The organism is Mesorhizobium sp. M1328, assembly GCF_040318075.1.
In the GTDB taxonomy this organism is placed as follows: Bacteria; Pseudomonadota; Alphaproteobacteria; order Rhizobiales; family Rhizobiaceae; genus Mesorhizobium.
Map to the genome: position 1 here is coordinate 1 of NZ_JAMYLO010000023.1, position 15,858 is coordinate 15,858.

The 15,858-nt window shown below is 60.2% G+C and carries 14 protein-coding genes and 2 pseudogenes; 6 read left to right on the plus strand and 10 right to left on the minus strand.

Features of this window, described 5'->3' with window-relative positions:
* Positions 1–4: 4 nt before the first annotated feature.
* Positions 5–160, minus strand: a pseudogene (locus NKH23_RS28675) (DUF2269 family protein); the annotation flags it as partial.
* Between the two features lie 272 nt (positions 161–432).
* Here NKH23_RS28675 and NKH23_RS28680 point away from each other — a divergent pair.
* A pseudogene (locus tag NKH23_RS28680) lies at positions 433–697 on the plus strand (DUF1236 domain-containing protein).
* 440 nt (positions 698–1,137) lie between these two features.
* Here NKH23_RS28680 and NKH23_RS28685 read toward each other — a convergent pair.
* Positions 1,138–1,422 carry a DUF982 domain-containing protein gene (locus tag NKH23_RS28685; RefSeq protein ID WP_352722191.1) on the minus strand — a complete coding sequence of 95 codons (285 nt, stop codon included), beginning with the start codon at positions 1,420–1,422 and terminating at the stop codon, positions 1,138–1,140.
* Positions 1,423–2,157: 735 nt separating this feature from the next.
* Between NKH23_RS28685 and NKH23_RS28690 the strand changes: the two genes are divergently transcribed.
* Positions 2,158–3,324, plus strand: a complete 1,167-nt coding sequence (locus NKH23_RS28690; protein WP_353035958.1) for an OmpA family protein — start codon at positions 2,158–2,160, stop codon at positions 3,322–3,324.
* Between the two features lie 11 nt (positions 3,325–3,335).
* On the plus strand, positions 3,336–4,592 hold the full coding sequence (locus tag NKH23_RS28695; protein ID WP_352722194.1) for a caspase family protein: 1,257 nt from the start codon (positions 3,336–3,338) through the stop codon (positions 4,590–4,592).
* Between the two features lie 37 nt (positions 4,593–4,629).
* Here NKH23_RS28695 and NKH23_RS28700 read toward each other — a convergent pair whose 3' ends face one another.
* Positions 4,630–4,827 (minus strand): hypothetical protein, encoded by a 198-nt coding sequence (locus tag NKH23_RS28700; RefSeq protein WP_353035961.1) that lies wholly within the window; start codon positions 4,825–4,827, stop codon positions 4,630–4,632.
* A 416-nt stretch (positions 4,828–5,243) separates the two neighbouring features.
* On the opposite strand from NKH23_RS28700, the gene NKH23_RS28705 reads away from it, so the two are divergent.
* The gene (locus tag NKH23_RS28705; RefSeq protein ID WP_353035963.1) at positions 5,244–5,693 is read left to right on the plus strand and encodes a hypothetical protein; all 450 of its coding nucleotides are present in this window, start codon (positions 5,244–5,246) and stop codon (positions 5,691–5,693) included.
* A 458-nt stretch (positions 5,694–6,151) separates the two neighbouring features.
* The gene (locus NKH23_RS28710; protein WP_352719935.1) at positions 6,152–6,328 is read left to right on the plus strand and encodes a hypothetical protein; all 177 of its coding nucleotides are present in this window, start codon (positions 6,152–6,154) and stop codon (positions 6,326–6,328) included.
* Positions 6,329–7,151: 823 nt separating this feature from the next.
* Here the strand turns inward: NKH23_RS28710 and NKH23_RS28715 are convergent.
* Positions 7,152–7,598, minus strand: a complete 447-nt coding sequence (locus NKH23_RS28715) for a DUF6931 family protein (RefSeq protein ID WP_502912388.1) — start codon at positions 7,596–7,598, stop codon at positions 7,152–7,154.
* Between NKH23_RS28715 and NKH23_RS28720 the strand changes: the two genes are divergently transcribed.
* Positions 7,500–8,468 carry an OmpA family protein gene (locus tag NKH23_RS28720; RefSeq protein WP_352719929.1) on the plus strand — a complete coding sequence of 323 codons (969 nt, stop codon included), beginning with the start codon at positions 7,500–7,502 and terminating at the stop codon, positions 8,466–8,468. The genes NKH23_RS28715 and NKH23_RS28720 overlap by 99 nt on opposite strands.
* A 226-nt stretch (positions 8,469–8,694) precedes the next feature.
* On the opposite strand, the gene NKH23_RS28725 is transcribed toward NKH23_RS28720, so the two are convergent.
* The 6 genes from NKH23_RS28725 to NKH23_RS28750 form a co-directional block, all read right to left on the minus strand.
* The gene (locus tag NKH23_RS28725) at positions 8,695–11,028 is read right to left on the minus strand and encodes a M23 family metallopeptidase (protein WP_353035966.1); all 2,334 of its coding nucleotides are present in this window, start codon (positions 11,026–11,028) and stop codon (positions 8,695–8,697) included.
* Positions 11,025–11,435: a DUF1036 domain-containing protein gene (locus NKH23_RS28730; protein ID WP_292653962.1), complete on the minus strand. Its 411-nt coding sequence runs from the start codon at positions 11,433–11,435 to the stop codon at positions 11,025–11,027. Before NKH23_RS28730 ends, NKH23_RS28725 begins: the two co-directional genes overlap by 4 nt.
* A 108-nt stretch (positions 11,436–11,543) precedes the next feature.
* Entirely contained in the window at positions 11,544–14,129 is a 2,586-nt protein-coding gene (locus tag NKH23_RS28735) for a serine/threonine-protein kinase (protein WP_353035968.1), read from the minus strand.
* Positions 14,130–14,134: 5 nt separating this feature from the next.
* Complete coding sequence (locus NKH23_RS28740) at positions 14,135–14,908, minus strand: PP2C family protein-serine/threonine phosphatase (protein ID WP_292655729.1); 774 nt, start codon at positions 14,906–14,908, stop codon at positions 14,135–14,137.
* Positions 14,909–15,136: 228 nt separating this feature from the next.
* Positions 15,137–15,400, minus strand: a complete 264-nt coding sequence (locus NKH23_RS28745) for an RES family NAD+ phosphorylase (RefSeq protein ID WP_352719920.1) — start codon at positions 15,398–15,400, stop codon at positions 15,137–15,139.
* Complete coding sequence (locus tag NKH23_RS28750) at positions 15,397–15,783, minus strand: hypothetical protein (RefSeq protein WP_292655734.1); 387 nt, start codon at positions 15,781–15,783, stop codon at positions 15,397–15,399. The genes NKH23_RS28745 and NKH23_RS28750 overlap by 4 nt, the downstream gene beginning before the upstream one ends.
* Positions 15,784–15,858 lie beyond the last annotated feature (75 nt).

The window sequence follows — 15,858 nt, forward strand, 5'->3', positions numbered from 1 at the left end:
CGACCTACCAGTCGATTGCTGGCCGAACGATCATGAGCCAGAAAATCCCGAGTACCGCAGCGAAGGCGGGGAAGCCGAAGGCGAACCACAGCCAGAAGAGCCGGTGATAGCGCGGCAGCAACGGCGCGCCTGCAGCGGCGGCTTGAGATGCCAGCTTGCGCTTCTTATGGCACCGCTGGCGACCAGCCCTTTCCCTGTGAAGAATGGCCACATCCCGATTGTCCTGACCTAAAAGCTCCTCTTCACGAAGGAACCAAGCCATCGTGGGTGGCCGCAAAACGTGAGCGTGGCCGAGGGCTTGCTCACCGCCAGCGGAAGAACAATTCCTTCCGCCCGTTCAGGTAAGTAGCGCCGCGGGAGCATCAAGCACTGCAGCGGAAGGGTGCCTCGTTTGGAGGACTATATGGGAAACTTTTATCTGCTGCGACAGGAATTTTTCTTTTCGTAGGTATTGGAACTGCCGCCGCCCAGGAGTCATCATTCAGCCTGAGCAAGACACGGTGATCCGGGAGTATGTAAAGAAGAAGCCGATAACATCCCTGAGCCTTCCCGGTGTTGAGTTCAACTTGGCACCGCTCTGCCAGACACAGTCGAGATTTACGAATTGCCGGACGTTCAGTACCGCTATGTAGTCGTCGATGGACGAACCGTCCCGGTTGATCCAAGGACCCGCAGGATTGTTAAGGTCTACGATTGATCTTTTTCTATCGAAGCCCGCCGTGCCGAAAGGTGCGGCGGTCTGGCGTGGGTCCGGGATCGACGCGGTCGTAAACAGAATGAGAACGTGGGATCGGGGTTTCATGCATTCCGACAACGAATTTCCGGCATGCCAGCAGCGATGAGGTCGACAGCTTCGTTATTCTGACGCCATCCAGCGCGCGCTCCGACGCGGCCTTGCGAAGTCGAGGCCGTCCTGAAGGGGTGTTTCCCCCGCTGAGTTCCAGCCGATCCCGGCAACTGCCGGTGATCACCGCCTCTGGCACGAAGTACAGCGGAACCAGGTAACTAAGTAACCTGCACGAGGTTGGTTCCGGCCACGGAACTTTGCTCCTCATATCGAGTTGGCGTTTCTCAACTGGTGCATAGCGATGCCGGCGAAGTCCGCCCTGCGGTCCAGATGGCGAGAGCGGTATGAGCTCACACCACGTCTCTAACAACCGCGTCTAATTTCGTGAGGGCTACGCTCGGAGGCCTTTGCGTAAAAAGTCCCTGTTCGATTGCGGCCGCCTTGAAGGCATCGATCGCAGCTTGTTGGTTGCAATGACCGGCCAAGCATTCCTTGATCATTCGGACGGCTTCGAGCCGCCGCGGCTTGGCCGCGTATGGCCATGGTTGTTCAAGAGCTTTCGCAGCATCGGATATTGATGCAACCACCATCGGCTTGCAATTCAGGTAAATTGTAATCGGAATGAACGCCGGCATTTTCTCCCTCGCCAGGATTGAACGCGGCTAAACGCGAAGAGAGGGCGGAGGTTGCATGAACGCGCATCTTCGCGATTTTAATCCCCGCTACACGATGCAATTGAGACTGAACAGGCTCTTCTCGGGGCAATCCTAAACTCAAATAACGCCCGTTGGCGGGTCGCCGGAATTCTGAGGCGAACAACTTCGCCGACAAGCTCCACGGGGCGGTTTGCGAACCATGGGCACGATGATCGCCGTGGGCAGGCCGGTAACTCCGAATCACGACTGCCGGGCTGTCCGAGGCTGGATCGCGAGGGCACAGCCGAACGCCGTTGAAGGAACGCGGAGCAGGCCATTTGGTTACAAATGTGGAGCTGCCAATTCGCCGGACAGTTCAGCTATTGAGACAATGCTTTGATGACCTGCCGAGGGGAAGCCATCTTCAGCGCGGAATGGGGATGAAGACCGACAGAATAGGGTCGACGGGCTGGCGGAGTAAGCGTCCGCGGCAGAAGCAGGATGGAGTAAGCGGGCGTTTCCCTCACTTGGGCTGGTCCAACGTGACCGGCCTTCAAAGACGGCGGCAGGTGCTGTAGCGAGTTCTTCAATCAGCTCCAATATCCGCCAACAAGACTGCTGCGTAGCCAGTGTTCGTCCATCACCATTTGCCGAACTTCCGCAGCCCGGGACCAGAGCGGATTTGCACCGTTGCGGTCGATTCGCCGGTGCTCGCCAAGCCTCGACAATTGTTCTATGCTCTCTTTGGCACGGCATGGTCGTGATTGCGACACGGAAGGCTGTTGTCCTGTGGGGGGTTCCATGTTCGGAGACTGGTGGAAAACGGGCTCGAGAAGTTGCTTCGCCCTAAACACCCTTGGCTTAATCGTCGCGCTATCGGTGCTGTTGTTACCTGGGCTGGAAAGCGCCAAAGCACAGACGAACTGGACACTCGACCCGACCGCCTCCGTGCTCACCTACCAGTCGGTCAAGAAGAACACGATCGTCGAAACCAACAAAATCAGGAACATAGCCGGCACTCTTTCTTCGACGGGTGAGGCCAAGATCACCTTTGACCTCAACTCCGTCGACACGGGTGTCGACCTTCGCAATGTCCGCATGCGGTTCCTTTTCTTTGAGACATTCAAGTATCCGTCCGCCGAACTGACCGCAAAAGTGGACCCTGCCGCATTTGCCGACCTGGCGACCAAGCGAAGGGTGAAGGCAGTGCTGCCATTCCGCCTCAACCTGCACGGGGTCGACAAGGATCTCGAGGCCAATGTCGTCGTGACCATGATCAGCGACAGCATGGTCTCCGTCGCTTCGGAGACGCCTGTTGCCGTGCATGTCGAGGACTTCGGACTGCTGCCGAATGTCGACAAACTGCAGCAGGCCGCCAATGTGACCAACATTGTTCCGACCGCCTCGGTATCGTTCGATTTCGTGTTCAACGCCGGCGGCAGCAAGCCCGCGGCCGTGCAGACAGTCGCGGCAAGTACTGCCGAGGTCGGACCCGTCGCCACTGATGCCGCGAAAGCGAACTTCAGCGACGAGGAGTGCCTCAACCGGTTCGCGGTGCTCTCCCGCACCGGGGCCATCTACTTTCGGTCGGCGAGCGCGCGGCTCGACAACCAAAGCCGTCCGCTGCTGGCGGAGGTGGTTGGCGTGGTCGGCAAGTGCCCCGGCCTGAAGGTAGAGGTTTCCGGCCATACCGATTCCGATGGTTCGCCTGCCGCCAACAAGCTGCTGTCGGAGCGCAGGGCCGAGGCCGTTGCCGATGCCATCGTTGCCGCGGGTATTGCACGAACGCAGATCACGGCGACCGGGTATGGCGAGGAGCGGCCTGTTGCGGCTAACGATACGCCGAAGAACAAGGCGCTCAACCGGCGGATCGAGTTTTCCGCCACCAAGCTCGTCAACTGAGGAAGGACCTCTTGTTCAGGCGGTGGGGCTTCGATCTGATTGCCTGTTTTGGCAGTGCCCTGCGCGCGATCGGGCTGGTGACACTCTCGCTGCTATTGACATTGACGGCGGCCAATGCGGAACGCCGTGTTGCTCTGGTCCTTGGCAACTCCCAGTACCAGCATGCGCCGGCGCTGACCAACCCGGTCCGCGACGCGCAGGCTGTTGCCGACCGCCTCGAGAAGTTGGACTTTGAAGTCGTCTCTGGTTTTGATCTGACCAAATTACAGACTCAGACGACGATTGCGCAGTTCGCAAAGCAGGTGCGCGGCGCCGACATTGCCCTTTTCTTTTACGCCGGCCACGGTTTGCAGGTTTCAGGCAGCAACTACCTGCTTCCGGTCGATGCCGCATTGGAAGACGAGACCTCGCTTGATTTCGAGGCGGTGCCTGTCGAGTTCGTTTTGCGGCAAATGTCGCGCGAGACCAGCATAAGACTGATTTTCCTCGATGCCTGTCGCGACAATCCCCTGGCCGAAATGCTGGCAAAGACCGCCGGCGTCAAGGGAGCGAGAAGTGGGCTTGCCGAAATCCCGATCGAGAATGGCGGCGCGGGTACGCTGGTCGCCTTTTCCACCAGTCCCAATCAGGTCGCCTATGACGGATCGAGCGAACATTCGCCGTTCACGTCCGCGTTGCTTGCCCATATTGGGGCTTCGAACGTCTCCATCACCGATGCGATGAACATGGTCACCGCCGATGTCTTCAAAGCAACCGCCGGCAAGCAGCGCCCGTGGATCAATGTCTCGCTGACCACCGAGGTCGTTTTGCACAGGGTCGATCTCAACGCGCCGCTGATTGTCGGCGAAGCGACGGCTCCGCAACAAGCCGAAGACGGCTCGGATGGGCGGAACGCCACCGCAAATTCGTCAGGCGACGATGAGGCACAACTTGCGCTAAATGTCCTGCGGCAGAAAATCCCGAAACTGGCTTCGGACGATCCGATCTTTTTCGACCGACCGGTCGATTTTGGAGATCCAAAGATCGACGGCAAGAGTATCGCCGAGCTGATCACGGGCAAGCCGCTCTTCACTCCCGTGGAAGGGCTCGACAAAGCGGTATGGCAGGGCAAGCACTGCAATGGCTGCCATGAGTGGGATAAGGTTCGGCTGTGCGAACAGGCGAAGAATTTCGCCGCCAACGATATCTCCGTGCTGCGCCTGCAACACCCGCTTGGGACGCGCTTCAAGGTGGCGCTGGCCAAGTGGGCGCAAGGCGGCTGCAAGTAAGATCTGGACCTTCGGTTCGAAAATTCTTGGTCAGGCGCTAATCCCCGTCTAGACACTCGTCGACTGCGGAAATCAGGAAATGGCCCGATCGAAAGCCACGGATGACGCTCCACAACAGCGTGTCGGCGCGCACCATCATGATCGAGATGAACAACATTCCTTTCCGCACGAAGTCTTCTAAGGAGGCTTGTATGTGGCGGATGTTGAACGGCGCGCTACGCTCGACGGTCTGCAACCGAAAGTGCCTGCGCCATACCCGCTCGCGGAACTGGAACGGTCTAATCGTGTCGCCATTGTTGGCCCGCCGAGGGCTGGTGCTCGAGCTATGCGCGGGAGAGCTACCGGCGGTGGTTCGAAGCTGAGGAGCCTGCGGGGCAGCGGCGGGGTTGCAAATCGACGGATCGGCTTGAGGTCACGAATGACCACCATCGCAATCTTAACGTAAACGCCCTTAACGATGCCGGTTACGGCGCCCCGCCGGCAAAAATTGCCATTCCGTTGTAAGACTTCCGAGCGAGCCAGATGAGAATAGCGGCGAACCCACAGGCTCCGCCAACGCAACGTACCCCGACAACGCGCGTTCTAGTGAATGGGAGGGCGCCATGGCCGATCTGACGGGGGTCGCCTGATGACAAATCGGAGCAACAGGGAATGGCAAAGTTTAAAGAAGCCCTTGAGCGCGGGAAGGAAGCTCGCCGTCAGCAGGAGGAGCCCGTCGGCGACGTGGAGGTGGGAAAACGAGATGCCCCCATGGCGGACTTCAGCGAGCAAGCAAAGGCTTGGCTAAACGACGTCGTGATTGCATCGCTGGAGGCGGCCAAGGCTGACGTGGCAGGCGAGGTGGCTGTCGACATAGACACCGCGCCACGCCGGCAGGTCAAAGCTTTAACCCCGTCGATTCGTTTCCAGATCTACAGGAAGCGAGAATTGGAGAAGGCGCCTAGAAGAACCTTTACGGGCAACGTTAAGGTGAGCGGGGCGGTGTCCGTATCTTCGCCGGGGATGGTGACCAAAGATGTGGGAAACATAGGGGATAGGTCCGACCTACGGGTCCGCACCTTAATAGCCGAACTGATCGAGGACGCCGCCAAGGGTACATAGCAAGGCTGTGCCCACAGGCGTAATGTGGAGGGGTACAAGCTGGTCACCGCGCGAGCCAGTTATCCGATCACCCTCTCAGAAAATTTCTGCCAGACATTTCCGACCTCCCATTCCACACGAGATCGTTTGTTGATCTCTCCTAAGTTCCCGGCAAGATGACCCTAGGGCACCGAGGGGTCGGCTATCATGGATACTGCGCCGGGAGGCATTACGCCTGAAGCTATTGCCGCAGCCGTTAAGACCGCGTCGGACGGCAACGTGGTGTCCCTTAGAACGGGCGTAGCGGCCCTCCGGGCCTTGTGCCCACATGCAGACGAGACGGACCTCGAACTGTGTGAAATTCTGATCGATCTGGCGCGACACATGATGGAAGGGCCGTCCTGCTCGACGCCAAAGAATAGCTAAGGAACAAATCGGATCACCGGGAGGTTCGGACCTATTCGCATGTAGGGCCGGCCATGGTTGAGTTCGACGAAAAGAAACAGAAGGTTATCGCCGACCTCATACGACGGTGGATAACGTCAGAAGCCATCCGCGACTACCTTCGCAAGGCGCTAAATCTTCCGGTAGAACAGGGGCTTCCGGATGAGCACAAGTCTTTGCTTGATGAAATTGATCGAGCCGACAAAGAGTGACCGCATGAAGGGTTTCCTCCGGTCCTCGTCAGGGCGGAAGTAACCGGTCTAACGTACCACGTCTGCAACGCACAGGCAGCAGCAACAACTCATGAAGTGGGCGTGGGCCGTCAGTGGGACCTCGTGGTGCGCTTTTGCGTCATTCATGGCTGATGCCAAGAAGGAGGAGGCTCTGCACTCATTCGATCAGGACAGAGGCTGACGTGACCAACTCCGCTCAGAATTTCTACCAAGAATTGTTTCGCTGCGTTGGAACGCTTTGGGAATGAGCGAGTTTCGCCTCGATATGTGTACTTTCGCACAAAGCGTGGGTCTAGCTGATGCCGCCACCACGAAGAGCTCGGACAGCCTTCCGACGATTGATCAGTTCAGAAGGCAATCGTCAGGTGTTGCGCAAGCGGCTAGGGTTGGAAGTCGATCAAGAAATGCCGGAGCACTTTGCCGCGTTGCTAGCCGCGCTTGACCAGCGGGAGCAGGAACTGGCTGACGAGCCTTCGGTACGCTTTCGTACATCGAATTGATTTCAAATGTGCCCGTCATGGCAACGCTGCCCAGACAACACCAAGATCGCGGCGAGTAGGGGCAGCAGCATTGCTAGACCTCATCTTCCAGGGCTGAGACTGCTCGCCCGCACAATCCACCCGACGCCCGCCCTCTAGACCGAGGAAAGCACCGAGACGAAGAGCGGATGACAATCTGATGAACCGTCATCTCTGAGCTCCACCCTCGGCCCTGTGCAGTTCCAGCCAATCCGCCTCCTTTGGACACTCGCGCCAAACAGTTGTTCCCTCTCGCCGTCAGCCCTGACAGGGAACATGCGAGACTAGTATGCGTCCGCTGATTGCCGCAGCGCCTCGATCTCGGCCATCTGTAGGCCCATTTCGACAAAGGCAGATAGAACGGCAAAACGGTCTGCGAGTGCAACACGCGCCAGCCCTGCCAGAACTCCGGCATTGACGGCATGGGCGGCAGGAAACGGCTGTAAGGCCGGTGGCACTGCTGTGCGGCCGACGAATCCACCAGTACCCAGGCCATTGTCACGCCATCCGGCAGCCAAGGCTATCCAGGCGCCCGGGGTTGTCGGCGGCAATGCCGCTGCCTGGCCCAGTGCGGCGCGATGGTGGGCGCTGCCCGGTTCGCTGACCCAGTTGCTAACGAGTGCGAGCAATTCTTGATCGGCTTCATCGAGCAGCTCGCTCAAATGCCCCAGACATTCATGAGCCCACCAGACCGCAGCCCGATCCGGCAGCAGGTAGGCACAAAAGGTGATTGCCTCTTCGGGAACGCGCCCGGCGAGGAGATCGCGGCAAAACTCGATCGAACGCTGTTCGGTTGGAAGGGTTCGCATGTCCCGGGCAGCGGTGGGACAAGCCATGAAAAGATCCCGTGCCGTTTTGAATCGGAGCCCGTTGGCCATGACGCCACGCTTTCATCGAGAGCCTATCGGCACTCAAGCCTGCAGCGCGGCGCGGGTCAAGTCTCAACTCGCGGCGGGGTGATGACCGGCGACACAGCCGCGGCTCGGTATTTCCCGCAGACAATTGCTTCGGAATTTGGTATGTTCACGGTTGGTAATATCGGATGCTCAACAGGAGTAACCGCTATGCGGTGGGCCAGTTCACCCTTGGTGTTGGCGGTCGTGGTTTTCTCGACCCATGTTTGCGCCGACCCCGTCCAGAAATCAGAAGACATCGTCAAGTTTTTTGCCGGCGCAGCCGATCTTGGCAAGTCGCGTGGAATTTGTGTCGGCACCGAGGAGCAGTGCAAGAGCAAGACCAAGGCGAAAGACGGACCCGCCGACAAATCCAGTCTCGACATGCTGATCAATTTCGGGCTCGATTCGGCCGAACTCGACGCAACCGCGCGCGCCGAGCTCGCGGAGTTTGCCAAGGCCCTGAAAGACAACCGGCTGAGCACTTTCCACTTCGTCGTCGAGGGCTACACCGACGCTTCCGGTCCGGCAAACTACAATGAGCGGCTCTCACAGCGACGGGCGCAATCTGTGACGTCCTTCCTGACATCAAGCGGCATTGAGGCTGCCCGCATCAACCCGATCGGCCTGGGCGAAGCGCATCCGCGCAGCCCCAACCCGTACGATGCTGTCAATCGCCGGGTGGAAATGCGCATAAAGACCGAGTAGCGAGAAGCTGGCGCATGCCGCCAGAAACTGTGCGGCAGTTTCGAGCCGCAACTGCTTTGCCGCGGGCAGGGCAGTCGTTTGAATGCCTGCTGTCAGTCCTTCAGCACGCCGCCCACCAGCACACCGGCGCCGAAAAGCACCGCCTCGGTTGGGAAATCGCCGACCCGGGGAACCAATCGGTCTGCGTCTCCGAATCGGCTGCGACTTGCCCGCGCCATGCCCTGGCTCAAAGCGCATTCTGAACGGAGCTCAGCATCGCCGTGATCACCTGTTTATACTTTGCGAACTCGGGAGATGTCTGCCGGACCTCAGTGGTGGTCGTCGTCTGCTGGCTCGCCGCGGTCGTGGCTGGGCTGAGCTTTCGACCCATCTTCCTTTCGGCCCAGTCCACGACATAGCTGGCGGTCTTGCCGGTGAGAAAGGGATTGGCCTGAATGACGGGTGACCCGAGCACGGCGCTCAGTTGCGCCGAACCCGACGCCGACAGCACCTGATGCGCCCCCTCCATGCCGAGGAAATGGCACAGATAGAGCCGGCCGGCTGTGATCTGGTGGCCGCGCGCCCGAAGATAGGCTTCGCCCTCTCGCGCCAGATTGCGAACCATCTCGCGCGAGATCGTGGCATCGTAACGCAGGGCAAGCAGGTCGGCGGTCGAGAGTGTGCGTGCAAGTTCGGGGCGGTATGTATTCATCATCCGGATCCAAGTCTTGGTGATGAACTGGCCGGCCCCGGTCGCTGAAGAATTTGGGTTCTTGGCACGGGCACTGCCGCCACTTTCGACATGGACGATCCGGTCGGTGAGCGTTTCCACGGCGGAAAAATCCGAAGCGACCGCGGTAACCGTACCCAGCGGGTCGATCGCCGCGCCATTCTGGTAGAGTTCGAAATGCAGGTGCGGTCCGGTCGACAGTCCGGTGGTGCCGATATAGCCGATGATGTCGCCTGCCTTCACCTTGGTGCCGACGCCACCCACGATTGCGAATTTCTGCATATGCGCATAGCGCGTCTCGCGCCCGCTTCCGTGCGAAATCTTGACCAGATTGCCATAGCCGCCCCCATCGCCCTGGAAGCTGATTTCGCCATCGAAGGCGGCTGCGATCGGCGTGCCGACCGGCGCCGCCCAGTCGACGCCCTTGTGGATGCGAACGGTGCCCAGAATTGGGTGCTTGCGGGGCCCGAAGGTCGAGGTCAAGACCCCGTTGACCGGTGTGACCATGCCGTTGGTGACCGTCAGCGAGCGGACCTGATCGTCGCCTGTCACACATGCAAACTGGCCATCGCCCTGCTGGAAGACGAAACAGTCGAGACTTTTTGTCGTGCCCTGAACGCCAACATACAGCACCCGCCCGGCGCCTTCGTCCTTGCCGCGCGGCGTCTGCGAATAGATCAGCACAAGACGCTGGTCCTCGCTTGCGAAGGCGTCCAGATCCTGACCTCTCGACAGATACATGATGGCTTCGCCGATCACGCCGGTCGGAACGCTGTTGCGTGCCGCTGTCGAGTAGATCGCGTCGAGCAGACGATACTGCCTTTTGTGGCCGCCTTCCGCCGGCGCGCCCGAGTAGTTGAACAGATCTTCGCGTACCCAAGGGTCGACCCCCGATACGAACACGCCGGCGGCGTTACGCGTCAGCGTACCGACAAAGACGTTCTTGGCGTAGATCGACACCTGCATGAGGGACATCGTTGTCGTCTCGCGGTTCGGCCGGTATCCACGCATGGCCACGACATAGCCCGGCTCCAGGCCGTTCCGGCCGAAGAGCGCCTTCAGCGCCACGCCCGCCTGCTTGGCGTCGTCGGCCGAGAAATGTGCATCGAGCGCAACGCTATCCAAACTGCGATCGTTGAGGATCTTCACGAACGTGTCTTCCGTCGCCTCGAACCGCTGATATTCGTTCGTGACAGTCGCGACGCTGGTGTTGTTTTCGATCTGGGTCTTCTGGAACGCGGGAAGAGCTGCATCGCCTGCATCGATTGTTTCAGCCCAGCCGGCCTCGGGGTCATCGGCCTCGGCCTGTTGATCGGCAGCAGGCGGGGGTTCGTCCGCGGCAGGAGATGGCTGAAGATTATTCTGCAGATCGCTGGGGGCTGCGGGGGCGGTCTTTCGTTGCGCCTGGAAGAATGCAAAATCCTCCTGCGTCGACGGTATGGTCGTCATGAATTTCTCGCTGGCGCTAAGCATAACGTCGGACAAAATCTCGATCTGTGGCGAAACCCCGGCCTGGTCGAGTTCGGCCGGACGCGGAACAACGCGGCCTTTCGTTGCGGCGCCGGAATCGGGTGCGAGCGTGATCCACATCGGGTCCCCCGCCAGGCCGATAATGGCAGGCACATAGACAGAGGCATCGGCCGGCACATCGTCGGCTCCTTCGACCGCATGCAGCTCCTCGTCTTCGTCGCCAAACGACCAATAGTCCGCGGTGAGGTAGAAGCCGGCGGCAATCGAACACAGGAAAACCGTGGCGAGGCCGGCAAGAAGTCTGCGCCAAAACCTGCCCCGGCGAAGGGCAGCGCGTGCTTGCTTCTTCTCCTTGAAGCTGGTGTCGATAGCGTGCGTCACGGACTGCTTCCGGTCAGGAAAAACGTCCAACGCACCTGTTCAAGCGTATCGACTTCAACAAATCGCGCGGCAATATGGCCGCGCTGCCAGCATTCGTCGATGCCGCGTATCGAGAAACGTCGCCGCTCAATGCACATTTCGGTCGATCCGGTCAGGATCGCGTGGCCGAAAACGTCAGTGGCGTAGAGGTAGATGTAGCGGTTCGTCAGTTCCTCGCGGATGACGTTCACGCACTGATTTGCGCCGATGGTCCACCAGCCATCGGTCTGGTCGGCATTGTCGACCTCCTGGCCGACGGCGAGGTTGACGACGTCGAGCGTCTGATTGCAGACCGTGAATTCGGCGCGCGCTTCGTTGCATGAGAGCACGGCCAGCAACGCGGCGGCCGAAACGACGGCAAGCCTCATGCGGCCCCTCGAGGCAAGCAAGGTTCGAAGCCGACCACGCTGCTTTAAGGGCAGGTCGGAAGACGAGCGGGGCAAACGCGAGCTACGGAGTTCCATCGGACGCCCATGCTATCCGCCGAGCCGGAAATACTTGGCGCTGGCCGAGAACTTGGATCCGTTGGCCTCGATTTCCTCGACAATTTTGGGCAACAGCTGCGAGGCCGGCATTGGTGTGGAGAACGCAGCCGCCTGGATATCCTGGGGGCCGGTGATCACCATGATGATCTGCGGCACGGCCTTGCCTGCAGCCCTGTCGGCGGCGCCGAGACCGATCGGAATGCTGAAGGTGGCCTTGTCCGATTGAACGACCATGCGGTCATCGAGGTTGAACATCATGCCTTTGTGGTCGATCAGCAGCACGCTGGAAATGAGCCCGCCACGCGTCACCAGCGTACCGCTGATCGGCGTACCATTTGGCACCGATGTTCGATCGAGAACAAGCTGCGGCTTTTCGCCAGCAGTCTGCCCCAGAAAGCGCAGGAAATTGGTGACTTCGCACTGGCTCGGCTCAATGAGGCGCACGTTAATGTCCGGCTCAACGTGGAACTTTGCCTGGAAATCAGCCAGCATCTGCTCGAATGGCTGGACCGCGGTTCCAAATCCTTCGATGGCAGCGGTCTTATCGGTTATCGACGTCACGGCGGCGTAGAAACAGTCGCCACCGCTGAAGTCGCGAACCCACGAGACACGCTGCGCTATGTCGTCGATCACCGGGGCAACTTCCGGCTTGGGCACGTTCAGGGCGACCGTGGCCTGCTCTGGTTGACTGGCCGGGGGCAGGTCGGCCTGCCGCCCTGCTGCGCTCGTCTCATCCGCCTGGCGTGCAGCCGCCTCGGGAATGGGCGCTGCTGGTATCGCCTTCCCCGGTCGGCTTGCCTGGTGTTTGGGCGGCGGCAGGTCGGCCTGCTGCTCCTTTGCCCTCGTCGCATCCGACTGGCCTGCAGCCGGTTCGGGAGCTGGCGCGGCCGGTTTCGCCTCCGCCTGCTGGCTTGCCTGCTGTGCAGGCTTTTGGCCCGCCGCGGTGTCTGGTTGGGCTACGGGCGGCGGCGCAGCCTTTTCGACCGGCGGGAGGGCTGGAGCAAGCTTGGCAGGCGGCGAGGGCGTATCGGGCTGAATTGACGGCGTTTCGTTTTCCGCGGGCGGTTGCGCCCCACTTGCCGACGGCTGCGTTTCCTGCATTTGCGGGAGCATCTTAGGCGACGCTGCCGGCGGCGGCGTTCGAGCCGCGGCGGCGTCCGCCTGATTTTCAGCTGGCGCTAATGTGGCCTCCGTTTGGGGCTTTGGGGCTGGAACTTCCTGTGGCGGCTCAGGGGAGTCCGCAACATTGTCCGTCGCCAGCGGCTTTGACGCCTCTGCCTCAGGAATTGATGCTTCGGGGACAGGCATTGTTGCTTGTGGTGTAGGTTGTGGTGGCTCTGGCGCGGAAAGCGAGGTCTTGCCGGCGCTCGGCGGTGGGGGCGTTGTAAAGCCGCTGAAATAGAGGCCGGCAGCTGAGGCGAGAGCCAATGTCGCGAAGGCAGAGATTGCGATGGCTCGGCCCTTTGTGGATTTTCCGGGAACAGCGCCCACGACCGCACGTGGCGGCGCGGCGACCGGTGAGGCCCGCGGTTCGGACAGCAGCGCTGGCCGGACATGCGGGACAAAGCGCTGCCCGCCCGAGCCCGCCAAAGGCGCGTCATGGCCCAAGACATTGGATGGCGGGGACGAGGCCTTCGGATCGGGCGCAAGGGTTTGCCCCGCCCGTGGCAAACCCGGCCTGTCGCGGTTTGGGATGAACGTCGGCGGCGTTGTCCCTTCGTCCTCGTCACGCGTCATCCTGGCGATTTCCGCCATGCTCGCCGGGCGGTCTCGCGGATCCGGCTGCAGCATGGCTTCAACAATGTCACGAAAATCGTCGTCGATGTCGGACAGGTCGGGCACGGTCCGGCGCTTTTCGATGATCTCGAATTGGGACCCGCTCATGTCGATCGGCTCGCCGCGCAGGGCGGCAACCAGCACCAGCCCCAGGCTGTAGATGTCGGACTGCTCGCTGACATCGCCGCTGTATAGCCCCAGCTGTTCGGGGGAAACGTAGTTGTACTTTCCCGCGAATTTTCCGCCGATCAGGGTCTCACCGCCGACGGTCGCTGATCGCGCGATACCGAAATCGATGATCTTGGCGCGGTCAACCCGCCCGCCCGGCAAGATGATGTTGTCAGGAGAGAGGTCGCGGTGAATTGCTCCCGCCTGATGCACGGCGCTCAGACCCGACGTGAGGCGATGGCAGAGCTTGCGCACCTCCTCAGTCGGCATTGGGCCACGTCGCATAATGTCGTATAGCGACTCGCCGTCGACGAATTCCATCGCAAGATAGGGACGACCGATCCCTGGATCGATCGTGAAGACGTGATATCTCACGACCGCATCATGCGAGAGGTGATTGAGGATCGACGCTTCCTTGCGGAACAAGGACAAGATCGTCGGGTCGCGGGCAAATTCGGGCAGGACGATCTTGATCGCGACATGGTCGCCAGTCTGGATGTTGTGGCCGCGGTAGACCTCACCCATGCCGCCGAATGCGATCCTCTCGTCAAGTTCGTAGATGCCGCTGAGCTGCGTGCCGACGGCTGTGTTGGCCAGCTGCGGCGATATTCGCGTCTTGTCGTCGGCGCTCATCAGCCTCAACCCTCCGCTCTGGACAGATCAGGGTAGGGGGGGTGCCCATTGCTTCTGCTTGCGAATTTTACCAATACAATCGTGACATTGTCTGTCCCGCCTCGCTCCAGCACCGTTTTCAGCAGAGCCTCACAGGCCGCCTGAGGTGTTGCAGTCACGACCGCGGCGCCGATTTCGGCATCGGTCAAATGCGCAGTCAGCCCATCGGTGCACAACACAAAGATGTCTCCCGGCATGATTTCCCCTTGCTGGAAATCGATGACGATTTCGTCGCTGACGCCTACCGCATGCGTGATGACATTGCGGCGCGGCCAGGTGAGCGCCTCGGCTGCGCTGATCATACCGCGGTCGAGAAGTTCCTGAACTTCGGTGTGGTCCTTCGATATCTGCGAGATCGAGGCGTTGCGGATCAGATAAACCCGGCTGTCGCCCGCCCACAGGCAGGCAAATCGCCCATCCATCGCCAACAGGGCGGCAACGGTGGAGCCGATGGTTATGCCGCGGGATTCGGAGATCTTGCGGATCTCGGCGTTGGCGCGGCTCAGCCTGTCCTCGAAGCGCGCACGAAGATCCGGGGCGGAACTGGCAATGCCGATCGTGGCCAGATGATCGACAATGCTGGCTGAAGCGACCTCTCCGGCTTCATGCCCACCCATTCCGTCGGCCACCACCCACAGGCCAGTCCGTGGCTCGACCAGATAGTTGTCTTCATTGTGCTCACGGACACAGCCATTGTGGCTCACGCCGAAGCTTTCAAAGGAAAGGGCGACATCGCTCAACTTGCCACCAAGCGCTTCTCGAAGCGTCCTCTGCAGCGCACTCTCAGGCGCTCGCTAGCGCCACTTTGCCATATGCTGCAATATTAAAGTACCGAAATTTAGCTTTGAGCGCGTGACGCTTTTCGGAAGAGGCTTGATGGCGAGGGCTATTGACGACGCCGGGCGGAACGTGGCTGTCATCATTGAACCCAATAGCGGATTGTAGTCTTTGCAGCAGGCACTGGCGGATTACGACCACGACGACTGATTGTGCGGGAGGCGGTTATTGGGATCGTAGGTAGCGAGCGTCGCCGGCGGCGTGATACTGGCGCCTTGCTTATATTCCTCGAGCGCTGTCTGGGGTGCTCGCGACAGATACAGCGCTTCGACCCCCGGCCGATTGAAGCGGCCACCGTCGGAAGCTGCGCCCGCACCGCTGGTCGGGAGGAAGGCCCATTTGGGTGTTAGATAGCGATGAAAGATTTCGTCGGGACCGACGCGAGAGATTTTCACCCGCGCGCGCCATTCTCAAGATCGCGAACAAACGCGAGAACCGCCTCGACTTGGCCGTTGGCGACAAGTTCGGCCGCCGTGCGATGCCCATAGTCGGCGATCGGCTCGTTGCGATACCAATAAATGGCCCTGTCAACTTCGCCGGTGAGTTCCGTCGCCGCCGAGATCACCTTCACCATTTCGCGCATCCTGCCCTGCAGGCGCTCGGAGGAAGGGTTGCGCAACGTATTTCGATGGACGCCTGTTAGCTGCGCCAGATTGGCAATCTTCACACCAAGGGCCTTCGACAGGCGTTGGGGCGAGATATAGGGGGTCCGAGGCTCCTGAAGGCTGTCAACGAAGCCCGAGACCATTGCGTTGTATGCATGCTGAACCGGCGGCATGGGAAACCTCAAAAATTCATTAGTGCCCAATATATGCACATAATAATGCATATCCAGCGCACGGGCAAATGCGCT